The sequence below is a fragment of the Streptomyces sp. NPDC107528 genome (assembly GCF_055639295.1).
On record NZ_JBVKAV010000002.1, the window covers coordinates 792,604 to 813,280 of the forward strand.

Sequence of the window (20,677 nt, forward strand, 5' to 3'; positions counted from 1 at the left end):
GTGCGGATCGTCGTCACCAACTGCAACACCACGCAGGAGATGACCGAGGAGATCGTACGCGGTGCCCGGGCCGCCGCAGGCCCGGGCACCACCGTGCTCGGGCTGACCCCCGGGTGGGGACCCGAGTCGGCCGAGGGCTGGCTCGACAGTTACCTCTCGGCGGCGGCGGTGATGGACGCGCTGCGGACGTACGACGGTCCCGCCTACGACGCGGTCGTCATGGCCGGCTTCGGGGAGCATGGCCGCGAAGGCGTCCGGGAGCTGGTGGACGTACCGGTCGTCGACATCACGGAGGCCGCCGCGCACCTGGCCTGTCTGCTCGGGCGCCGGTACGGGGTGGTGACCACGCTGGAGCGCTCGTGCGGGCAGATCGAGGACAGCCTCGACACGGCCGGGGTGGGCCGCAACTGCGTCGCCGTGATCGGTACGGGGCTCGGAGTGCTGGAACTGGAGGACGCCGAACGCACCGAGTCCGCCTTCCTGGAGGCGGCCGAACGGGCACGGGACGCGGGTGCGGAGGTGTTGGTGCTGGGCTGTGCCGGGATGACAGGGCTGCAGCGGGCCCTGGGGGAGAAGCTGGGGGTTCCCGTGGTCGACGGGGTGGGCGCGGCCGTGAAACTCGCCGAATCGCTGGTGGGGTTGGGGCTGAGGACGAGCCGGGTCGGGGGGTATGCGCGGCCGTTGCCCAAGGGGCGGGTGTGGGGGCGGACGCAGGAGTGATCACCGGGAATCGGGTCGGCCGGGCTGCCAGATGTACCGCACGTCCGGCTCCTGCTCCTCGTTCCCGCTGCCGTCCGTGTACTCGACGGCGACGAAGCCGTGGCGCTCGTAGAACCGGTGGGCGGGCTTGTTGACCTGGAAGGTCCACAGGCTCAGCCCGTTCGGGCGGCGCCGCTTGGCGAGGTCGACCAGACGGTCGCCGATGCCACGGCCGCGCCAGTCGGGATCCAGGTAGAGCTGGGAGAGCTGATCGGTGTCGAGGACCATCAGGCCGACGATGCGGTCGGCGGCCTCGGCGACCCAGGTCTCCCTGAGCAGCACCACCACCTCCCGGAAGTACGTCCGCACATCGTCGTCGGTGCGCGGCCGGACGACCGTCGGCAGGGCGGCGGCGAACGAGCGCAGCCAGACATCGGCCGCGGCACCGGCATCGGTGGGCCTGGCGCGGCGGAGCGCTACGGGCGTCATAGGCGCGGCGCCCCTTCCGGGACGGCGGCCGTGGCCGTGATCTCCACCAACTGCCCCGTGTATCCGAGGCAGGCGACCCCGAGCAGCGTCGACGAGTGCGGACCGACGCTCAGCCCGGACGCCTCGACGACCTCCCAGACGGCGGACAGCACCGCCGGCTCACCGCTCACCACGTACACGTCGCTCGCCAGGACGTGCGCCAAGTCGCTGCCGATCGCCTCCAGTTGTACTGCGAGGTTGGCGATCACCTGCTGGGCCTGCCGCACCGGATCTCCCTCACCGACGAGGTTCCCGTCGCGGTCGAGGGGCACGGAACCCGCGAGGAAGGCGAGCTTCGTGCCGGCTTCGACGACGGAGGCGTGGGAGTAGGTGGGGGGCGGGAAGAGCGCGGGGGAGGTGACGCGTCGGATCATGGGAGCTCCTGGGACGGTGCAGCGCAGTCGGCGGTCAATCCGCCGATCATGCGCGCCCGCCCCCCTCCTCGCATCCGAATATCCCAGCGCCGGTCGCACCGTCACCTCACGGAGCCAGCCGGTACGCGTTGGTGATCGTCTCGCGCATGGTGTTGCCGCCCTTGTCCTTCAGGTCCACCCGGAAGGACACGGCCTTGGCGGTCGCCGGGTGCTTCACGCTCACCGAGCGCGCGCCCTTGGCGTCGGTCGTCACGGTGAGCGGCTTCCAGGTCCGGCCGCCGTCGTAGGAGACGTTCACGGTCAGCGCGGCGACCTGCCCGGCCGCGGCGGCGGCGCCGCTCAGCTTCAGCGGCACGGTGAGCGTGCCGCCCGCCGGAGCCGTCCCCTTCAGGCTCAGCTTCGGCGCGAGCCGCACCGTCGACAGCGGCAGCCTGGCCGTGCCGTCCGACGCCGGCCGGGCCGAAGTGAACGTCCACACCCCTGCCACCTTCGTGCTGGTGGAGGTGTCCTCGGCGGAGCGGCTCGCCTCGAGAGTCAAGCGGTACGCGGCCGAGGCGGCGGGAACCTCGGCGCCCACCCAGTCCGTCGCCGGGGCCTCGGCGAGGACCCGCCCGCCGGATTCCAGCCGGGCGAAGCCGCCGGTGACGATCGAGGAACCCGGGTTGCCGCTGCCGTCGTTGAACAGCGGGATCCTGGCGCTGATGTAGTCACCGGTCCGCTCGGCGCCCTGGTCCTGAGCCCTCCCTGCCGCGAGATCGGGGCCGACGACACCGGTGTTGAACCGCAGTGTGTGGGTGGAGCCCGGCTTGTAGGTCACCAGGTCCTTCGTATAGAGCATGCGGACCTCGCTGCCGGCGTTGAGCTGTGCGGCCCTCCAGGACCAGCGCACGCCGGCCGTGCTGAGGTAGTGCGTGGTGGCCTGCGGCAGGGTCTGCTCCTGCGGTTCCGTTGTGTCGATGGTCATCCCGCGTTCGTCCATCGGCGTGATGTCGACCGTGCCCTTGGCTCCCGTGACGGACGCGCCGAAGCCGAGCTTCACCTCGGCGACGTCGGCCCGGGTGAGAGTGCGGGTCAGGCCGGTGAAGAAGCTCCCCTTGCGGTTGAAGGCGAGCCGGTGGTCGACGTTCCTGCCGGCCGCGCCTGGCGTCTTCCACACCCCGCTGAACTGAGCCCGCAGCGTGTCGGACGCCGGGCCGAGCGCGGCGGTGCGCATCGGCGGCACGCCGTTGCTGGACCAGGTGTTGCCCACGCCCAGGGCCTCGTCGTAGTAACCGACGGTGGAGGTGACGAGCTTCGCGGCCGGATCCGGGGCCTTCACGACGAACGGCTTGGCCTTGCGGGAGTCGAGGGTGACCGTGACGTTCCGGGCCACGTCCAGAACCGGCTGGACGAAGAAGCCCACCTCGTTGTCCTCGGCGAAGACCAGGCTCTCCAACTGGTAGGAGCCCTTGGGCAGCCGCTGGACCACCGTGCCGTTCGCGCTGTACGGGAGTTCCACGTACTTGCCGGACCCGTCGACGGGGTTGACCGTCGTCGCGTAGGTGGGCGGGCTCGCGCCGTCGGCGTCGATGTGCCGCACCGTGACGTCGTACGACTCCACCTCCCGCTCGACCACCAGGCCGGTGCGCACCTGCCGGCCGTCCCCGCTCGCCAGCACGGTGCCGCCGAAGACGCCGTCGACGCTGCCCTTGCGTGTGTCGGCGGTGACGGTGGTCTTCGCGGTGCCGCCGGCCGGAACGGTGAGCCGGGCGTCCCTGACGGTGAACATGCCGTCCGGGGCGGGGCCGCCCGACGGGCCGGTCCCGGAGGCACTCAGCCGCAGGGTGACGGCCTGGGTCCCATAGTTGCGGTAGGTGAGGGTCTTGGCGGCCGGCTTGTCGTCGGCGTGCGGCCAGGCGTGCAGGCCGAAGCCGAGGGAGCCGGGCTCGGAGACGACCGAGGCGGTGGCGGCGCGCGCCAGGTCCACCCGGCCCGCGCCCTGCTGATGGGCGTTCAGCTGCGGGTTGGGCTTGGCCGAACCGGTCAGGAGCGCCTTCAGCCGGGCTCCGCTCCAGTCCGGGTGCTGCTGGAGCACCAGGGCTGCGGCGCCCGCGACGTGCGGGGAGGCCATCGACGTGCCGGACTGCGCTATGTAGTCCTCGCCCGAAGGCTCCTCGCTCTGCGTGGTCAGGGCGGCGGTGATGTCCACGCCGGGGCCGGTGATGTCCGGCTTGGGCGTGCCGTCGAGGTTCGGGCCGCGGCTGGAGAAGTCGGCGATCTGGTCCTGCTTGTCCACGGCGCCGACGGTGAGGGCCGCGGGGGCGCTGCCGGGCGTGTCGATCGTGTGGGGCCCGTCGCCTTCGTTGCCCGCGGCCACCACGAACAGGGCCTTGCCGGAGAGCCGGGCGACCGCCGCCTCCATCGGGTCGACACCCGGGGTGTCGCGGGCGCCCAGACTCATGTTGACGACTTTGGCGCCCTGGTCGACGGCCCACTGCATGCCGGCGACGATGTTCGAGATCTCTCCGAAGCCGTCATCGCCCAGGACCTTGCCGTCCAGCAGCTTCACGTCGGGCGCCACGCCCTTGTAGCGGCCCCCGGACTTCGCACCGCTCCCGGCGATGATGGAGGACACGTGCGTGCCGTGGCCGTAGCGGTCCTCGACGACGGGGGACTCGCTGAAGTTCTTCTGCGCCGTCTCGACGCCCTTGAGGTCCGGGTGGGTCTCGTCCACACCCGAGTCCAGGACCGCCACCTTGATGCCCTTGCCGGTGTAGCCCGACTCCCACATGGCGGGCGCGCCGATCTGCGGCACGCTCTCGGCCAGGGAGGCGCGGACCTTCGCGTCCAGCCAGACATGGGCGACGGGCCGCGCGGGGGCGGCCGTACCGCCTGACGTACGGGCCGAAGACCGGCCCGTGACGGCCGCCCACAGCGCCGGCGCGCCTGCCTTGGGTGCCTCGAAGGCCTCGCCGCCGACCGCGGGCAGCGTACGGCGCTCGCGCACGGCCAGGTCCGCGAACGGGTCGCCGCCGATGACCAAGTCCCTTGCTCCGGCGTCGCCTTGGCGGTAGCCGACGATCAGCGGCAGCGTGGTGCGGTGTGCGTCGTCGTACCCGTCCTTGACCAGCTGCGCGACGTCGAAGAGCTGCCGGTCGAGCACCCCGTCGGCGACCAGCCGCAGGGCGTCCTGCGGGACGACATACGTGTGGCCGGTCTCCCGTCGCACCGAGAAGCCGATCTTCTTGCGGCTCTTGCCCGGGACGAGCCGAACCACCCGGCCGTCGGAGCCGACGGTCACACGGTCGCCGGTGATCAAGGTGACGGTGGCCGGTGGCTTCCCCTTCGCCCGGGCCTTCGTCCCGTCCTGCGCCGCGGAGCCGGCGGCTTGCGCCGGCCGGCCGCCTGCCGATACCGCCCCCGTGACCAGCGTCCCGGCCACCACGGCGGCCAGTGCCGCCGTTCTCGCGCGTGCTGTGAACCCCACTCGCGTTCCCCCGCCCTCGTGTGCATGCCAACGCGTTCTCCGGTATCACGCACGTGGGGCGGGAACGGTTCTCCGGGGGGAGCGAGGAACACCCGATCACGATGTCGTCCTCCCCGGGCTCGGCCCGCAACCGCTCGATCTCCTCCGCCAGGCTGCCGGAGTCCAGGCGGGCATTGCCCTGCACCGCCGACAGCGTGGTGGAGAAGACCACCTTCGGGACCGTTCGAAGCCGCCGTCCGGCCCGACGATTGAGCCGTCGAGTAAGACGGCGCGGCGGAGGTCCTCGCCCGGAGTTGCGTTCATAAAGAACGTGGCGTTTCCACGCATCGTCACATCCCCGAAACGTCGGCGTCCCACAGCCTCCAAGAGCTCGCCCTACCGTGGACACCACAGCCCAGCCCGAGCCCGGCCACCGTCGCCCGAAGGCACACCCCCGCCCTCGCCCCGACAGGAGCCCTGTGTCCCGCCCCGCACGTCCGGCCCTCGCTCTCCCGCCCTGGCTCGCCCACACCCTGCGCGCCCAGCGCGGCCCGGTCCCCTGGAGTGCCGTGCTCCGGGGAGCCCTGGCCGCCGGGCCGCTCCTCCTCGTCGCCGTGCTCGCCGGCCGGGCCTCTCTCGGGGTCGTCGCCGCCATCGCCGCCATGCTCGCCGGGATCAACGACCGTCCCGGCAGCCGTCGTGTCTCCGTCCACCGGCTCGGGGTGCCCGCGCTGGCAGGGGCGGTCGGGCTCTTCGCCGGGACGATGGCGGGGGACCGTCTCGGGGCCGTTCCGCTCACCCTCCTCCTCACCGGGCTCGGCCTCTTCGCGGGAGGGATCAGCGCCGTCGGGCCCGTTGCCTCCGCCGCCGGTACGCAACTGCTCGTCGCTTCCGCCATCGGGGCGGGGATGCCGTTGCCGGAGAGCGGGTGGCTGCGGGCGCTCGCCTACCTCGGCGGTGCCGCCTGGCTGCTCGGGCTGCGGCTGGCGCTCCCCACGCCCGGCTCCCTCGTCGGTGACTTCCGGTTCGACGGCGAGCGTGACGCCGTAGCCGACGTGTACGACGCCGTCGCGGACCTCCTCGACGCCGTCGGCACCCGGCACGCCACCGCCCGCCGGGTCGCGCTCACCGCAGCCCTGGACCATGCGCAGGACGCCCTCACCGGGCCCCGGCTGCGGCGGTACGCCTCCTCGTCCACCGAGCGGCGGCTGCACGCGCAGTACGCGGCCGCACTGCCCCTCGCCGAGGCCGCCACCGCGCGCGCCTGGGCCGGGGAAGCGGTGCCCGCGCGGGCCTCCGAAGGCCCCCGGCGCCTCGCCGCCGCCGTACGCGGCAACACCCACACCGGGCCCCTCCCGGCGCCCTCCCGCTCCGCGCCCGCCCTGCGCGCCCTGGACGATGCCCTGCTGCACGCCGCCGAGACCTTCGACCGGGGCCGCGGCAACCGTGACCTGCACACCCGGCGCCGTACCGCCGCGGATCTCGCCCGCTCCGTGTTCGGGGCCGGCGGTCGGGAGTACGGCCTGCGCGTCGCCCTCTGCTTCGGGGCCAGCGCCGCCATCGCCCAGGCGCTGCACCACACCCAGTGGTACGGGCAGCACGAGCACTGGTACTGGCTCCCCGCCACCGCCGTCTTCCTCGTCAAGCCGGACCTCGGGCCGCTCGCGTCCCGGGTGCTGTGCCGGGCCGCCGGCACCATGCTGGGAGCCCTGCTCTTCGCAGGGTTCGCTGCCGTACTGCCCCGGCCGGAAGGGCTCATCGCGCTCGTGGCTCTCAGCGGCGCCCTGATTCCCGTGGCCACCCGGCACTTCGCCGCCCAGACCGCCGTCGTGACCGTTCTCGTGCTCGCCCTGGTCATGGTGGGCGGCGAGCCCCAGGCCTCCGTCAGCAGGATCGGCGAGACGCTGCTGGCCTGCGCGATCGTGCTGGTCGTGGGGCACCTGCCGATGCCCGGGCAGCGGGGTGGGGGCGTACGGTCCCGCCTCGCGACGGCCGACCGGGCGGCACATGCCTACCTCGCGCATGTGCTGCGGGAGTCCGAGGCCACCTCTGCTCGGCGCGAGGCCGACGCCCCCCGCCTGCCGTACGAGACCGACCCGCCTTGCACCGACTCCCGCGCCGTCCGCTGGACCCTGCGCCGCGAGGCCTACCGTGCGCTCGCCGAGGCCCGTACCGCCAATGCCCTCGCCGCCGCCGAACTTCCCGCGCTCGCCCGGCACACGGAGGGTGCGGACGAGATCGTCGCCACCCTCGAACAGCTCGTCGACGCGACCACCGCCTGCGCCGTGCACCTCGACGACTCGGGCCTGCTCACGCCCTGGCACACCGACCGGCTCACCGAGTTGCTGGCGGAACTCGGTGAGAAGCGCGACCGGGCCGGGCTGCACGGGCCACGGGGTCCCGCGACCACCGACGTCCCCCTCGCCGGGTGATGTCCGTCAGCCCCGTGCCCGCACGCACACCAACCTGCTGCCCGCCCCGGTCACCCCCACCCGCACCTCCGCCACGAACCCCCGCGACGCCACGGCCGCCGACACCTTCCCGGCGATCTCCTCGGCCCGGCGCGCGTCCGGCGGCTCCCAGCACAGGCACAGGGAGCCGCCCGGTGCCAGCCAGCGTCTCAGCGCGGCCAACTCCCGGTCCGGGGAGCGCACCCAGAACAGGTTCACGTTGACGGCGAGGATCTTGTCGAAGGACGCGTCGGGGAAGGCGGACTCCTCCAGGGAGGCCGTGTGGAGGACCGCCCTGCCCGCCGCCACGCACTCTTCGTTACGGCGCCGCGCCGCCTCCACCGCCGTTGCCGAGCGGTCGATCGCGGTCACCGTGCCCGAGGTGAGCCGTTCGCAGAGCAGGGCCACCGCGACACCCCGGCCGCAGCCGATCTCCAGCACTCGGTCGCCGGGCGCGAGGTCAAGGTTCTCCACCGCCCAGGTCAGGCGCTCCGGGACCGGCCCCCGTGGCACCGCGGTGTCAGTCGCCGAACCGTATCCACACCGGCGCGTGGTCCGACCCCGGCGTCCCGACCCGCTCCGTCGGGTCCTCGCCGACCGACGGCAGTTCGAGGGCCCGGTCCTGCTGGTCGGGCAGGCCCGTGCCCGCCTCCGAGACGCGGTGGACCAGACGGTGGCTGGTCAGGACGTGGTCGATCAGCTCCCCGCGTCCGAAGTTGACGCGGGAGAAGCGCCGCTTCACGGGTATCAGCGGGGCCACGTTCCACAGCCGGAGCGCATCGCCCAGATCGGGTTTCCTGAAGGCGCGTTCCCGGTCGAGCTCGGATCCCGGAGGGCCGAGCAGGATCTGCGTCGTCGCGGCGTTCACCACGTCGTTCATGTCACCGAGGACGGCCACGTCCCGCTCGCGCCCGTCGTCCTCGAGCAGGAAGTCCGCGAGGCCGCGCAGAGTTGCCGCCTCGGCTGCCCGGCGATAGAGGGCGTAGGCGCCGAAGCGCGCCCGTTCGGCCTCGTTGTGCGGATGGAAGCGCGACTTGCTGCCATTGCCCGGGTACGTCAGCAGCTTCGACTTGAGGTGCGCCACGGCCACTCGCAGGGGCCCGTCCGCCGTGTCGACCTCCACCGCCAGGAAGCCGCGGCTCGACTCCTGGTCGTGATCGCCGGGCTGTGCGCCGTCGTCGCTCTGCACGGGGCGCAGCTTCTGCGCGAACACGCGCGTGTCCCGACGCACCCGCATCGGCGTACGGCTGATGAAGCCGACTCGGATGCCGCGGGCGTCCCGGTGCCGGGAGAGCGCGGTGTGCCACTCCCCGCCCACCGCCCGGACCAGGTCGTCGAGCGCCTCCTCCTGCTTGACCTCCTGGACGCCCAGCAGCATCGGGTCGAGCGCGGTGATCACCGAGGCGAGGGACGCCACCTTCGCCTCGTACTCGGCGTCGGTCTCGGGCGCGCCGTCACCACTGCCCGGCAGCATCAGATTCTCTAGATTCCAGGTACCGAGGAGCATGTCGGGCCCCTTTCCGGAAGCCTTACGACGGGCGGTGGTGAGGCCAGAGTGCACGTGCCCACGCCGCCGGGACAGAGCGCCGACGGGATACGCGGTTCACCCCGTCCGGGGGCACGACCGCGTCGTACGGTGACTGCATGACGCCTTCTCCCGCCGGTCTCATCATCACCCGGTGCACGGTGCTCACGCACGACGATCATGAGGGGATCGGGTTCGCCGAGGACGCCGCGATCGTCGTACGGGACGGGGCCGTCGAGGCGGTGATCAGCAGCGCCCAGGCCGAGGAGCTGAGCGCGACCGAGCGCATCGACGCCCACGGCCAGGTCGCCCTCCCCGGCCTCGTCAACTGCCACACCCACGCCCCCATGGTCGCCCTGCGCGGCGTCGCCGAGGACCTGCCCACCGAGGAGTGGTTCAACGACGTCGTGTGGCCCGTCGAGTCCAACCTCACCGAGAAGGACGTGGAGTTGGGGGCGCGGCTCGCCTGCGCCGAGATGATCCGCGGCGGGGTCACCTGTTTCGCCGACCACTACTTCGCGATGGACGCCGTCGCCGCCGTGGTCGACGAGTGCGGGATGCGTGCCCACCTCGGCGAGGCCTACTTCTCCTCCCAGGGCCCGCAAGGGCGGGAAAGGTCACTGGAGTTCGCGCTGCGGCATCGCGGCGGCGCGGGCGGCCGTATCACCACCACCCTCGCCCCGCACGCCCCCTACACCGTCGACGACGCCGACCTGGCCGCCACCGCCGAACTCGCCCGTGAGCACGGCCTCCCCGTCCACCTCCACGCCTCCGAGAACCGTGACCAGGCCGAGGCCGGCCTCGCCCGCCACGGCGTCACGCCCATCGAGGTACTCCGGCGCACCGGCCTCCTCGACGTCGACGTCCTCATCGCGCACGGCACCGGCATCCTCGACCGCGACCTGCCGATCCTGCGCAACGCCTCCGGCCGCGTCGCCGTCGCCAGCGCCCCGCGCGGCTACCTCAAGTTCGCCTGGCCCACCACCACACCCGTACGTGCCCTGCGCGAGCTCGGCATCCCGGTCGGCCTCGCCACGGACGGCGCCGCCTCCAACAACTCCCTCGACGTATGGGAGTCGATGGCCCTCACCGCCCTCATCCAGAAGTCGACCGCCGGCGACCCCCGCTGGCTGACAGCCCGTCAAGCCCTGCACCACGCCACGCTCCAGAGCGCCCGCGCCGTCGGACTCGGTGAGGTGGCCGGCAGCATCGCACCCGGTCGGCGCGCCGACATCATCCTGGTCGACCTCACCGGCCCGCACACCCAGCCCGTCCACGACCTCGCCGCCACGCTCGTCCACAGCGCCCGCTCCTCCGACGTCCGCACGACGATCGTGGACGGGCGCGTGCTGATGCGTGACCGGGAGCTGCTGACCATCGATGTGCCCGCCGTGGTACGGGAGTTGGGCGAGCGGATCCCCGCGCTCCTGGACCGCAGCCACGGCAGGCGCATCCAGGAGTACGACACCTAGGCCGGCACATGTTTGCGAGGTGCATAGTCTGAGGTCCATGGATCTCGCCGACGGCCTCCTCGATCACCCGTACGACGTGTACCGGCGCCTGCGCGACACAGCCCCGGTGCACCGGATCGCCGGACCCGACGGCAGTCCCGCCTGGCTCGTCACCCGGTACGACGACGTCCGCGAGGCCCTCGCCGACCCACGGCTGTCCCTGGACAAGAGGCATGCGGCACCCGGGAGTTACCGGGGCCTCGCTCTCCCTCCCGCCCTCGACGCCAACCTCCTCAACATGGACCCGCCCGACCACACCCGCATGCGCCGCCTGGTCGGCCGTGCCTTCACCCCGCGCCGCGTCGAGCAGCTCCGCACGCCCATACGGCGCACCGCCGACCGGCTCCTCGACGCCCTCGGCCCGCACGGCACCGCCGACCTGATCGCCTCCTTCGCCGCCCCCCTCCCCATCACCGTCATCTGCGACCTGCTCGGCGTCCCGGACGAGCACCGACGGGACTTCCGGGAGTGGACCGACGCCCTCGTCGCCCCCGACCCGGCGCGACCGCAGGCCGCCAAGGAGGCCGTCGTGGCGATGCTCGGGTTCTTCACCCGGCTCCTCGCCGACAAGCGCACGGAACCCGCCGACGACCTGCTCTCCGACCTCATCGCGGTCCGCGACACCGACGGCGACCGGCTGAGCGAGGACGAGCTGATGTCCCTCGCCTTCCTCATCCTGTTCGCCGGGTACGAGAACACCGTGCAGCTCATCGGCAACGCCGTGCTCGCCCTGCTCGACCACCCCGAGCAGCTTGCAGCCCTGCGCGCCGACCCGTCCCGCATCCCCCTCGCGGTCGAGGAGTTCGCGCGCTACGACGGCCCCGCCCTCCTCGCCATCCGGCGCTTCCCGACCGAGGACGTGACCATCGGCGGCGTGACCGTCCCCGCCGGGGAAACCGTCCTGCTCTCCCTCTCCGCCGCCGACCGCGACCCCGCCCGCTTCCCCGACCCCGACCGCCTCGACCTCGGCCGCGACGCCTCCGGTCACCTCGCGCTCGGACACGGCATCCACTACTGCCTCGGCGCCTCGCTCGCCCGCGCCGAGACCGAGATCGCCCTGGCCGCCCTCCTGGAACGGTTCCCCGAACTCGCCCTCGCCGACGGCGACCTCAGGTGGCGCCGCTCGCTGCGCGCCCGCGGCCTGCTCGCGCTGCCGGTGACGTACTCCGAGAAAATCTCCTGAAATTCTCCGGGCGGGCGATGAGTTACGCCCCGCGCACCGGTCACCACCCGGACGGACCGTTGCACAGGAGGGGCGCCCATGTCGCTTCCGGAGATCGTCTCGCGCGAGCAGTGGCGCGCGGCGCGCGAGGAACTGCTGGTCAGGGAGAAGGCAGCGACACGCGCGCGTGACGCGCTCAACGCCGAGCGGCGCAGACTGCCCATGGTCGAGATCGAGGAGGAGTACGTCTTCGAGGGCGGCGACGGCAAGGCCACCCTGCTCGACCTCTTCGAGGGGCGGCACCAACTCGTCGTCTACCACTTCATGTTCGCCCCGGACTGGGACGCCGGATGCCGCAGCTGCTCCGGATTCCTGGACCAGATCGGGCATGTGGCGCACCTGAAGGCGCGGGGGACGACCTTCGCCGCCGTGTCGAGGGCGCCGTACACGAAGATCCTGCCGTTCAAGGCGCGGATGGGCTGGACGGTGCCCTGGTACTCGTCCTGCGGCAGCGACTTCAACCACGACTTCGAGGTCACCCTGGAGCACGAGGGCGAGCTGGTGGAACGGCCCGGTGTCAGCTGCTTCCTGCGGGACCGGGACCGCATCTTCCACACGTACTCGACGTACGAGCGCGGTCTCGACGGGCTGGGCTCGACCACCGGCTTCCTGGACCTCACCGCGCTGGGCCGGCAGGAGGAGTGGGAGGAGCCCAAGGGGCGTGCGTCGGCTCTCGGAGCGCCTGCGGGCAGTGAACGTATCCGATATCACGACGAGTACGAGGACTGACACAAGGTGTAGCGTTTGATCATCGAGAGTGATCGGAAGCTCACACATCGCGGTGAACGAGTGTCAACTACGTCTCAGTCCCGTCACTGGGCGAGGCGATTCACCTCCGGCAGGCGTTAACTCCTACAAGTACGACGCTTTCGGGAGGTGCAGGATGGTGAACGGGCGAACAGTGCTCGAACGCTTTCCCGCGGGAGGGCCGCGAGGTTCGTGGCCGGCGGAGGAGTTCGCACACGCGCGGCGGATGGAAGGTCTGCCCGCCGAGGTCGTCATGGACCTCGCCACGGACGCGTTTCTCGTGATTGTCCGCGGTGACATGGTGGTCGACGCCGCCGCGTGACGCCGCCGCGCGAGGTGAGGGCGCGTCGGATGAGGGTCGGCCCGGCTTCGCGCCGGGCCCTCGTCGAGGTCAGCCCGCCTTCGGCGCGGGCACCCGCGTCGTGAACTGCTCAGCCTGGAGCGAGTACAGCTCCGCGTAGACCCCACCCGTGGCCAGTAGCTCGTCGGGCGTGCCGGACTCCACGAGCTTGCCCTGGTCGAGGACATGCACCAGATCGGCGTGGCGTACGGACGCCAGCCGGTGGGTGATGAGGACGACCGTCTGGCCGGTGGAGGCCAGGGCGCGGATCTTCTCGAAGACCTCCAGTTCGGCCCGTGCGTCCAGGGCCGCGGTCGGCTCGTCCACGATCAGGATGCGGCCCCGCCGGTAGGCGGCCCGGGCGATCCCGAGCCGCTGCCACTGACCGCCGGACAGCTCGTGCCCGCCGTTGAACTGACGGGCCAGCAACGTGTCCAGGCCCCGCGGCAGATCGGCCACCACGTCCCCGGCCCCGGCCTCGGCGACCGAGGCGGTCAGACGCTCCTCGGTGAGGGGCGCGGAGGAACGGCCGACGGCGACGTTGACCCGGGCGGTGAACGGCCAGCGCTTGAAGTCCTGGGCCACCATCGCGATGCGCTCGGCGAGTTGGTGCCGGTCGGCACCGGCCGCGTCGACGTCGTCCCACAGGATGCGGCCGGAGTCCGGGGTGTAGAGCCCGGCCAGCAGCTTGACCAGGGTGGTCTTGCCGGAGCCGTTCTCGCCGACCAGCGCGATGATCCGGCCGAGGGGGAGGGCGAGCGTGACGTCGTCGAGGGCGGGCCGGGCCGAATCACCCGGGTAGCTGAAGCTGACGTTCTCGAAGCGGACCTCCCGCGGGTCCTCGGGCAGCGCGGCGCCACCGACCGGAATCGCCCGTTCGGCCGCCTCGACGTACAGCCGTTGCAGATCGCCCACGAAGAGCGCTTCCTCGTGGAGCGCGTTCACCTCCAGGACCAGGCTGTCGAGGCTCGACGAGCCCGTGCGGATCGCGATGACGGCCGTACCCGCCACGGACAGCGCCATGGCACCGGCGAGCAGCAGCCCGCCCAGCGTGGCGTACGTCGCGACGGTCGCGAGCCCCGTCCACGCCGCCGCGATGAGCCCGGTACGCGCCGCAAGCCTGGCCAGCCGCGCCTGCTCGGCCTCCGCCGTCTCCGACATCGCCCGGTAGTGGCGCAGGAGGAACGGCCCGACCCCGTGCACACGGATCTCGGGCGCCGCGGCGGGCTCGGTCAGCAGCCCGCTGATCAGATGACCGGCCCGGGAGTGCTGCACCCAGGTGTGGAAGGACTCGTAGCGGCGCCGGGCGTTCGTCAGGGCGCTCCAGGCGCTGGGCAGCGTCATCGTGGCGAGGAGGGGCAGCAGGGCAGGGTGCAGCACGGTGAGGACGCCCGCCGCCGCGATCAGCGAGATGGCCGCGTTCACGACCCGCGTGCTGTACGAGATCATCCGGCGAGCGGCTCCGGCGCCGTACTGTGCGGTGTCCAGCAGCTTGTGGAACGCGTGGTCCTCGATCGCGGCGAGCTCCACGGCCGCCGCCCGCTCCAGATACAGCTCGGTCGCCACCCGCTCCACCTTGGGCTCCAGGCGTCCGGTGGCGTAGATCGACGCGGCCCGCAGCAGCGTCGAGACCACCATCACGGCGGCCATGATGACCAGCGCGGGAACGGCACCCCGTAACCGCTCCTCCAGGGCCCCGCCCCCGATCAGCCGCCCCAGCACACTGTTCACGGCAAGCAGCCCGACCGCCTGTGCAAGGCCGCGCCCCACCTCGGCCACCAGCACGGTTCGCGCGGCCCGCCGGTCGGCCTGCCACGCGAGCCGGAAACTCGACGACAGCAGGGACGGCAGCCGCGTCACCATCGCCCGGAAGTTCAGCTCCAGAAAGGCGTCCCGATGCCGGTTCCACCCCATGTCGTACCGCAACGGCCCCCCGAAGAGCAGCTGCTCCGACTCGGACACCTCGGGCCCACCAGCAGCGCGTTTCTTCCCCACCGTCCACCCTCCCCCGACCGCCCTCGCGACGGAGGGCCACTATGGCGGGGCGGGCGAGTTCGGGGGAGGGCGTGAGTGAGGGCAGGGGGTGCACGCGGGCGTACGCGGTGAGGACGGGTGATTCAAGCCCGTCCGGCGTTTGAGGACGAGGCCCGCAGGGCCGAAGCGGGGGTCCAGGGGGCGGCAGTGCCCTGGTACGGGACGACAGCCCTGGTACGGGACGACAGCGGGCGCCGCCCCGTCACTCACAGCGCCTAAGGACCCCGCCCAACCGGCGGAGTCTCACGCGGAGATCTGTCGTTGCCACGTAGGCGTGGTCCCCGTAACCCTGCACAACGCCAGATACAGCGGAATCGGCGGCGTATAGGGCACGGTCCCGTCGGGCCGGTGGATCAGTCGAGGCGTGTCCAGGGCGACCGCGCCCGTCAGGTACCGCACGGACGCCGGCCACTCCAGCGCGTAGTCGGAGTCGGACGGCACGATCCACCACCAGTGCGACTCATCGGCGTAGACACAGCCGACCCGAGGCAGCCGAGGCATGATCAGAGGCCCGTAGCGGGCGGGCACCGCCACCGCGTCGAAGCCCAGCGGCGCCGTCATCCCGTCGGGGACCGGCAGCCGTCGAGGCGCCCCCCTCGTCGGCATGTCGCGGCGGAGGCGGACCAGCGTGTCCAGGCTCAGGACCTGACCGCCGCCGGACGCGCCCCTCACAGCCATGCGGACCCCGTTCCCCTGCCGTACCGCGCCTGTGTTTCGTCGTCGTCCTCGTCGCCCGAGCCGCCGGAGGGACCCGGCTTGGGCCGGGACTTCCATCCGAGGTCGTTGTACGGTCCGTCGTTGTACGGCCCGGTGTCTCCGCGAGAGGCGTCCTGAAACCCGGCGACCCTCGGCAGATCGGCCCAGACCACCAGCCCGGACCCGTCCTCGCCCGCCCCCCAGGCCTGGCTGAGGGCGTCTATGAGAAGCAGTCCCCTCCCGTGCTCCTCCTCGGGGCGCGCCGACAGGGGATGCGGCTCACCCGGCGCGCATCCTTCGTCGCGCACGGCTATGCGCACCAGGTCGGCGCCGTCGCGCAGCTCGCACACTATGTGCTCGCTGGCGGTGTGCACGATCGCGTTGGTGACCAGTTCCGACACGACGAGAGCCGCCGTGTCGCAGGTGTCTTCGCACACCGCCCAGCCGTTCAGCCGCGCCCTCGTCAGGCGTCTGGCCTGCGCGGGAGAACCCGGATGCGCGGCCAGTTCGAAACGGAACCGGCGCTCGGCGGCGGTGCCCCGCTGGGGTCCCACTGTCGGGGCGGCACCGAGGTCGTGGGGGACCACGGTGGCGTCTGTTCCTAAGGGCGGGGACGGAATCACGCTTGCCACTATCTCCCCGGCGTGAACACTTGGCAAGTGTCACTCTGGAAAATGCAGAGTGCTGTGTGACTCTCTGGAAGGCCGTGGCACACTGCTCGCAACAGCATGTCGAACGGCGCCAGTTGAGATCACCGAAGGTCCACCGGGATCTTCGAATGGGTCTTCGAATGGCGCCGTCGGCCTGTCAGGATTCAATCGACCTGTCGGGATTCATACGTGGAGGTGGAGCGTGAGCGAGCCGCGGTCCGCACCTACGGTCGGCCAGGTCGTCCTCGGCCGCCGCCTGCTCGACCTGCGCGAACGCGCCGGGCTCAAGCGCGAGGAGGCAGCCCGGGTGCTCCGGGTCGCTCCAGCGACCGTCCGCCGTATGGAGATGGCCGAGGTCTCGCTCAAAATCCCGTATCTCCAACTGCTCCTGAAGGCCTACGGCATCTCCGACGACGAGGCCGACGCCTTCGTACAACTGGCCGAGGACGCCAACAAGCCCGGCTGGTGGCAGCGCTTCCACGACATCCTGCCCGGCTGGTTCTCGATGTACGTCAGCCTGGAGGGCGCCGCCGCGCTCATCCGGTCCTACGAACCCCACTTCGTGCCCGGCCTGTTGCAGACCGAGGACTACGCGCGCGGCGTGCTGAAGTCGGGCGCCATCGGCCAGACCAGCCCCGACGACATAGAGCGCCATGTCGCGCTGCGTATGCAACGCCAGCAACTGCTCACCCGTGAGGACGCGCCGCGGCTGTGGGTCGTGATGGACGAGACCGTGCTGCGCCGCCAGGTCGGCGGCCCGGAGGTGATGCGTGCCCAGATCGACCGGCTGCTCCAGGCCACGAGGCTGCCCAACGTGACGCTGCAGGTGGCCCCGTTCGCGAACGGGCCGCACCCCGGCACGTACGGGCCCTTCGTGCTGTTCCGATTTGCCATGTCAGAACTGCCGGACATGGTCTACAGCGAGTACCTGACCGGCGCCGTCTACCTCGACGCGCGCACCGAGGTGGCGACCCACCTCGAGGTCATGGACCGCATGGCGGCGCAGGCCGCTACGGCACATCGCACGAAGGAGATCCTCCGGGATCTCCGCAAGGAGCTGTGAATGGATCGCATCAAGCCGCGCATACGCGTCTACAACGGCATGCCCGCGCGGGACTTGGGCAGCGAAGGCTGGCACAAGCCGTGGAGCGGCGGCAACGGAGGTAACTGCCTGGAGGCGATGAAGCTCGCCGACGGCCGTATCGCCGTCCGGCAGTCGACCGACCCGGACGGGCCGGCGCTGATCTACACCACGGACGAGATGACGGCGTTCATCGAGGGCGCCAAGGCCGGGGAGGCGGACTTCCTCCTGTCGTGAGCGGTCTCTTTTTTCAGCCAATTCCCTTATTTTGGTCCTGAGTTGACAGCCACTGAGTTGACAGTCAGTGCGTTGAGAGTCACTGAGTTGACAGCCACCGACTGCTGCAGACCCTTATGGAGTTCGTCATGACCGGGCGGAACCGTTTCGTCGAGATCGACACCAGCAAGCCGCATCCCGCGCGGATGTACGACTGGTACCTCGGCGGCAAGGACAACTACCCGGTCGACGAGGCCATGGGGCAGCAGATGCTCGCCCTCGACCCGCGCGTCCCGGTGATGGCGCGCGTCAACCGCGCGTTCATGCACCGCACCACCCGCTGGCTCGCCAAGAACGGCGTACGCCAGTTCCTGGACGTCGGCACCGGAATCCCGACCGAGCCGAACCTCCACCAGATCGCTCAGGGAATCGCCCCTGACGCACGCGTCGTCTACTGCGACAACGACCCCATCGTGCTGGCCCACGCGGCGGCCCTGCTGCGCGGCGCGGACGAGGGCGCCACCGAGTATCTGCAGGCCGATGTGCGCAACCCGGACGCCGTCCTCGAAGGCGCCCGGAAGATACTGGACTTCAGCCGTCCGGTGGCCCTTTCCCTCGTCGCGCTGCTGCACTTCGTCTCCGACGAGGACGGCGCGCACGAACTGGTCGGCCGGCTGCTGTCCGAACTCCCTTCCGGCAGTTACCTGGTGGTCACGCACGCGACCGCCGACTTCACTCCCGAGGAGTCGAAGGCGGCGACCGAGAAGCTCAAGGCGGCCGGCGTCACACTGGCCCTGCGCTCCCGCGAGGAGTTCGCGCGCTTCTTCGACGGCCTCGAACTCGTCGAGCCCGGCGTCGAGGTGCCGCACCAGTGGCACCCCGAACTGGGTGAGCCGGTCCCCGGGCAGGACGACGGGGTCATTCCCGGGTACGGGGCGGTGGGCCGCAAGCCGTAGCGGCCGGCGTGCTCAGAGGTTCCTTACAGGTTCCTTGCAGGTTCGGATCGGACGGCTCCTCCGCAGGCGGGATTCCGGTGCCGCGGGGTCCCCCGGCCGGCCTCCGCTACCGCCCCGGCGGCAGCACCCCGCACAGCGCCTCCAGCGCCGCTCCGTACGCGTGTTCCGATGGCGTCGCGTATCCGACGACGATGCCGTCACGGACCGGCATGTCGGGCTCCGCCGCCTCCGGGTGCCGGAACTCGGCGAGGCCGTCCAGGGCGATGCCCTGCCAGGTGGCCGCCTTGACCACGGACCGCTCGCTGCCCGGCGGCAGCCGCAGTACCGCGTGGAGTCCGGCGGCGACACCGGTGACCTCGATGTCCGGCGCGTGCGCGGCGAGGGCCGAGACGAGCCGGTCGCGGCGGCGCCGGTACCGCTGCCGCATGCGCCGTACGTGACGGTCGTACGCCCCGGAGACGATGAAGTCGGCGAGGCTCAGCTGATCGAGGACGCTCGCCCACGCCTCGCGCTCGCCCTTGGCCGCGAGGACGTCGCCGACGAACCGCTCCGGCAGCACCATCCACCCGAGCCGCACCGCCGGCGACAGGCTCTTGCTGACCGAGCCGATGAAGATCACCCGCTCGGGATCGAGGCCCTGGACGGCACCGACGGGCTTGCGGTCGTAGCGGAACTCCCCGTCGTAGTCGTCCTCCAGCACGACGCCCCCACGCGCGCGTGCCCAGTCGATCACGGCGGCCCGGCGCTCGGGGTGCAGCGGGCCGCCGGTCGGGAACTGGTGCGCGGGCGTGAGCAGCACGGCCCGCTCGCGCGCCAGCCGGTCGACGAGGGCGCCGTCCTCGTCGAGGGGCAGCGGTACGGTCCGTACGCCCGCGGCGGCGACCAGCTCCCGGTGGAAGCCCAGTCCGTAACCCTCCATGGCCAGTGGACCGCGCAGCACGCCGCCGCCCTCCTGGGAGAACAGCAGGCGCAGGGCGTGCGCGAAGCCGGAGCAGATCACGACCCGGCCCGGCTCGGTGCGCACGCCACGCGCGCGTGCCAGGTATTCGGTCAGCGCCTGCCGCAGTTCGATCCGTCCGGCGGGATCACCGGGCCCGAAGATCTCGTTGGGCGCCTGTTGGAGAGCCCGCCGATAGGAGGCCAGCCACGCCGCGCGCGGGAACGCCGACGCGTCCGGCGTGCCCTGCCGCAGGTCGTGCCGAGGGCCACGCGCGCGTGGCGGTGCCTTACGGGGCACCCGCTCGGCACGCCACAGGGGCTCGGCGCGCTCGGCCACCCGCGTCCCCGAGCCCTGCCGTGCGGTGAGCCAGCCCTCGGCCACCAGCTCCGCATACGCGTCGGCCACGGTGTTGCGGGCGATCCCGAGATCCGCGGCCAGCGAGCGGTACGGCGGCAGCCGCGTGCCGGGCGCGAGCCGCCCTTCGCGTACCGCCTCGCGCAGCGCACGGGTCAGCGCGGCCCGCCGCCCGCCGGGCCCGGACGCCCCGGATGACTCCGACAGGTCCAGGTGCAGGTCGGCACCGATCCGCTCCGCAGAATTGACCCACGATCTCGCCATGGAAATGCACCCTACAGTGGGTCTTTCGGAGTCGTAACTTGGAGCACATGACGACGAACACGACTGCGACGCAGGGCACTTCCGGCACCGACTCCGACATCGACATCGCCTCCGGCATCGACTCCGCCATCGCCACGGCCGAGGCCGCGCGGACCCGTCTGGACCTCGCGAAGTCCGCCCCCAAGGTCTTCCGCGCCATAGTCGGCTTCGACGCCGCCGCTCGCGAGGGCCTGGACCCGGCGCTGGTCGAGCTGATCCAGATCCGCGCCTCGCACCTCAACCACTGCGCCTACTGCCTCCACATGCACACCAATGACGCCCGCAAGGCCGGCGAGAGCGAGGACCGGCTGCACCTGGTCGCCGTCTGGCGCGAGGCCCGCCACTTCTACACCGAGAAGGAACAGGCGGCCCTGGCCCTGACGGAGGCGGTGACCCTGGTGGCCGACGGCGGGGTTCCCGACGAGGTCTACGCCCAGGCCGCGGCACACTTCGACGACCAGGAGCTGGCCCACGTACTGGCCCTGATCCTGACCATCAACACGTGGAACAGGGTGGCGCTGGCCACGGGGAAGGTGGCGGGGACGGACGAGCGGCGCTAGGGGGAAGAGGCGGAGGCGGAGGCGGGGGAGGAGCGGGCAGCGCCCC

Annotated in this window: 19 protein-coding genes and 1 pseudogene; 10 read left to right on the plus strand and 10 right to left on the minus strand. The window is 71.9% G+C overall.

Going from position 1 to position 20,677, the window contains the following annotated elements:
• Positions 1 to 720 carry an aspartate/glutamate racemase family protein gene (locus ACZ7L5_RS08645; protein ID WP_471515461.1) on the plus strand — a complete coding sequence of 240 codons (720 nt, stop codon included), beginning with the start codon at positions 1 to 3 and terminating at the stop codon, positions 718 to 720.
• On the opposite strand, the gene ACZ7L5_RS08650 is transcribed toward ACZ7L5_RS08645, so the two are convergent.
• The 4 genes and pseudogenes from ACZ7L5_RS08650 to ACZ7L5_RS08665 all read right to left on the minus strand — a co-directional run.
• Positions 721 to 1,188, minus strand: a complete 468-nt coding sequence (locus tag ACZ7L5_RS08650) for a GNAT family N-acetyltransferase (RefSeq protein WP_471515463.1) — start codon at positions 1,186 to 1,188, stop codon at positions 721 to 723.
• Positions 1,185 to 1,601, minus strand: a complete 417-nt coding sequence (locus ACZ7L5_RS08655; protein ID WP_471515465.1) for a RidA family protein — start codon at positions 1,599 to 1,601, stop codon at positions 1,185 to 1,187. The genes ACZ7L5_RS08650 and ACZ7L5_RS08655 overlap by 4 nt, the downstream gene beginning before the upstream one ends.
• A gap of 106 nt (positions 1,602 to 1,707) precedes the next feature.
• Positions 1,708 to 5,067: a S8 family peptidase gene (locus ACZ7L5_RS08660; RefSeq protein WP_471515467.1), complete on the minus strand. Its 3,360-nt coding sequence runs from the start codon at positions 5,065 to 5,067 to the stop codon at positions 1,708 to 1,710.
• Between the two features lie 70 nt (positions 5,068 to 5,137).
• Positions 5,138 to 5,293: pseudogene (locus ACZ7L5_RS08665) on the minus strand (dihydrofolate reductase family protein); the annotation flags it as partial.
• Positions 5,294 to 5,525: 232 nt separating this feature from the next.
• Here ACZ7L5_RS08665 and ACZ7L5_RS08670 point away from each other — a divergent pair.
• The gene (locus tag ACZ7L5_RS08670) at positions 5,526 to 7,478 is read left to right on the plus strand and encodes an FUSC family protein (protein WP_471515469.1); all 1,953 of its coding nucleotides are present in this window, start codon (positions 5,526 to 5,528) and stop codon (positions 7,476 to 7,478) included.
• 6 nt (positions 7,479 to 7,484) lie between these two features.
• Here the strand turns inward: ACZ7L5_RS08670 and ACZ7L5_RS08675 are convergent, their stop codons facing one another.
• Together ACZ7L5_RS08675 and ACZ7L5_RS08680 are read right to left on the minus strand one after the other, a co-directional pair.
• A complete protein-coding gene (locus ACZ7L5_RS08675) occupies positions 7,485 to 8,009 on the minus strand; it encodes a class I SAM-dependent methyltransferase (protein ID WP_471515471.1) in 525 nt (174 codons plus the stop codon).
• A gap of 7 nt (positions 8,010 to 8,016) precedes the next feature.
• The gene (locus tag ACZ7L5_RS08680; protein WP_471515473.1) at positions 8,017 to 9,003 is read right to left on the minus strand and encodes an endonuclease/exonuclease/phosphatase family protein; all 987 of its coding nucleotides are present in this window, start codon (positions 9,001 to 9,003) and stop codon (positions 8,017 to 8,019) included.
• Positions 9,004 to 9,140: 137 nt separating this feature from the next.
• Between ACZ7L5_RS08680 and ACZ7L5_RS08685 the strand changes: the two genes are divergently transcribed.
• From ACZ7L5_RS08685 to ACZ7L5_RS08700, 4 genes are all read left to right on the plus strand, one after another.
• Complete coding sequence (locus ACZ7L5_RS08685; RefSeq protein ID WP_471515475.1) at positions 9,141 to 10,493, plus strand: amidohydrolase; 1,353 nt, start codon at positions 9,141 to 9,143, stop codon at positions 10,491 to 10,493.
• Positions 10,494 to 10,530: 37 nt separating this feature from the next.
• A complete protein-coding gene (locus ACZ7L5_RS08690) occupies positions 10,531 to 11,715 on the plus strand; it encodes a cytochrome P450 family protein (RefSeq protein ID WP_471515476.1) in 1,185 nt (394 codons plus the stop codon).
• Between the two features lie 78 nt (positions 11,716 to 11,793).
• On the plus strand, positions 11,794 to 12,483 hold the full coding sequence (locus tag ACZ7L5_RS08695; RefSeq protein ID WP_467483052.1) for a DUF899 domain-containing protein: 690 nt from the start codon (positions 11,794 to 11,796) through the stop codon (positions 12,481 to 12,483).
• Between the two features lie 154 nt (positions 12,484 to 12,637).
• A complete protein-coding gene (locus tag ACZ7L5_RS08700) occupies positions 12,638 to 12,823 on the plus strand; it encodes a hypothetical protein (protein ID WP_328882357.1) in 186 nt (61 codons plus the stop codon).
• A gap of 69 nt (positions 12,824 to 12,892) precedes the next feature.
• Here ACZ7L5_RS08700 and ACZ7L5_RS08705 read toward each other — a convergent pair whose 3' ends face one another.
• The 3 genes from ACZ7L5_RS08705 to ACZ7L5_RS08715 form a co-directional block, all read right to left on the minus strand.
• Positions 12,893 to 14,836 carry an ABC transporter ATP-binding protein gene (locus ACZ7L5_RS08705; protein WP_471515477.1) on the minus strand — a complete coding sequence of 648 codons (1,944 nt, stop codon included), beginning with the start codon at positions 14,834 to 14,836 and terminating at the stop codon, positions 12,893 to 12,895.
• A 282-nt stretch (positions 14,837 to 15,118) separates the two neighbouring features.
• Positions 15,119 to 15,553, minus strand: coding sequence for a hypothetical protein (locus ACZ7L5_RS08710; RefSeq protein ID WP_363034575.1), 435 nt, complete (start codon positions 15,551 to 15,553; stop codon positions 15,119 to 15,121).
• Positions 15,544 to 16,203, minus strand: a complete 660-nt coding sequence (locus tag ACZ7L5_RS08715; RefSeq protein ID WP_384183135.1) for an ATP-binding protein — start codon at positions 16,201 to 16,203, stop codon at positions 15,544 to 15,546. The genes ACZ7L5_RS08710 and ACZ7L5_RS08715 overlap by 10 nt, the downstream gene beginning before the upstream one ends.
• Before the next feature lie 220 nt (positions 16,204 to 16,423).
• On the opposite strand from ACZ7L5_RS08715, the gene ACZ7L5_RS08720 reads away from it, so the two are divergent.
• The 3 genes from ACZ7L5_RS08720 to ACZ7L5_RS08730 all read left to right on the plus strand — a co-directional run bounded on the left by ACZ7L5_RS08720 (position 16,424) and on the right by ACZ7L5_RS08730 (position 18,474).
• Positions 16,424 to 17,284 (plus strand): helix-turn-helix domain-containing protein, encoded by an 861-nt coding sequence (locus ACZ7L5_RS08720; protein WP_328882360.1) that lies wholly within the window; start codon positions 16,424 to 16,426, stop codon positions 17,282 to 17,284.
• A complete protein-coding gene (locus ACZ7L5_RS08725) occupies positions 17,285 to 17,539 on the plus strand; it encodes a DUF397 domain-containing protein (protein ID WP_019757219.1) in 255 nt (84 codons plus the stop codon).
• A 116-nt stretch (positions 17,540 to 17,655) separates the two neighbouring features.
• Positions 17,656 to 18,474 carry an SAM-dependent methyltransferase gene (locus ACZ7L5_RS08730; RefSeq protein ID WP_471515479.1) on the plus strand — a complete coding sequence of 273 codons (819 nt, stop codon included), beginning with the start codon at positions 17,656 to 17,658 and terminating at the stop codon, positions 18,472 to 18,474.
• A 106-nt stretch (positions 18,475 to 18,580) separates the two neighbouring features.
• Here ACZ7L5_RS08730 and pdxR read toward each other — a convergent pair whose 3' ends face one another.
• The gene (gene pdxR / locus ACZ7L5_RS08735) at positions 18,581 to 20,032 is read right to left on the minus strand and encodes a MocR-like pyridoxine biosynthesis transcription factor PdxR (RefSeq protein WP_471515481.1); all 1,452 of its coding nucleotides are present in this window, start codon (positions 20,030 to 20,032) and stop codon (positions 18,581 to 18,583) included.
• A gap of 47 nt (positions 20,033 to 20,079) precedes the next feature.
• Between pdxR and ACZ7L5_RS08740 the strand changes: the two genes are divergently transcribed.
• On the plus strand, positions 20,080 to 20,631 hold the full coding sequence (locus ACZ7L5_RS08740; protein ID WP_365064979.1) for a carboxymuconolactone decarboxylase family protein: 552 nt from the start codon (positions 20,080 to 20,082) through the stop codon (positions 20,629 to 20,631).
• Positions 20,632 to 20,677 lie beyond the last annotated feature (46 nt).

What these genes read in the sequence shown, in the direction of transcription:
- ACZ7L5_RS08700 (WP_328882357.1), top strand. Translation starts at nt 12,638, where the DNA reads ATGGTGAACGGGCGAACAGTGCTCGAACGCTTTCCCGCGGGAGGGCCG.
- ACZ7L5_RS08725 (WP_019757219.1), top strand. Translation starts at nt 17,285, where the DNA reads ATGGATCGCATCAAGCCGCGCATACGCGTCTACAACGGCATGCCCGCG.
- ACZ7L5_RS08685 (WP_471515475.1), top strand. Translation starts at nt 9,141, where the DNA reads ATGACGCCTTCTCCCGCCGGTCTCATCATCACCCGGTGCACGGTGCTC.
- ACZ7L5_RS08695 (WP_467483052.1), top strand. Translation starts at nt 11,794, where the DNA reads ATGTCGCTTCCGGAGATCGTCTCGCGCGAGCAGTGGCGCGCGGCGCGC.
- ACZ7L5_RS08690 (WP_471515476.1), top strand. Translation starts at nt 10,531, where the DNA reads ATGGATCTCGCCGACGGCCTCCTCGATCACCCGTACGACGTGTACCGG.
- pdxR (WP_471515481.1), bottom strand. Translation starts at nt 20,032, where the DNA reads ATGGCGAGATCGTGGGTCAATTCTGCGGAGCGGATCGGTGCCGACCTG.
- ACZ7L5_RS08680 (WP_471515473.1), bottom strand. Translation starts at nt 9,003, where the DNA reads ATGCTCCTCGGTACCTGGAATCTAGAGAATCTGATGCTGCCGGGCAGT.
- ACZ7L5_RS08710 (WP_363034575.1), bottom strand. Translation starts at nt 15,553, where the DNA reads ATGGCTGTGAGGGGCGCGTCCGGCGGCGGTCAGGTCCTGAGCCTGGAC.
- ACZ7L5_RS08650 (WP_471515463.1), bottom strand. Translation starts at nt 1,188, where the DNA reads ATGACGCCCGTAGCGCTCCGCCGCGCCAGGCCCACCGATGCCGGTGCC.
- ACZ7L5_RS08730 (WP_471515479.1), top strand. Translation starts at nt 17,656, where the DNA reads ATGGAGTTCGTCATGACCGGGCGGAACCGTTTCGTCGAGATCGACACC.
- ACZ7L5_RS08655 (WP_471515465.1), bottom strand. Translation starts at nt 1,601, where the DNA reads ATGATCCGACGCGTCACCTCCCCCGCGCTCTTCCCGCCCCCCACCTAC.
- ACZ7L5_RS08740 (WP_365064979.1), top strand. Translation starts at nt 20,080, where the DNA reads ATGACGACGAACACGACTGCGACGCAGGGCACTTCCGGCACCGACTCC.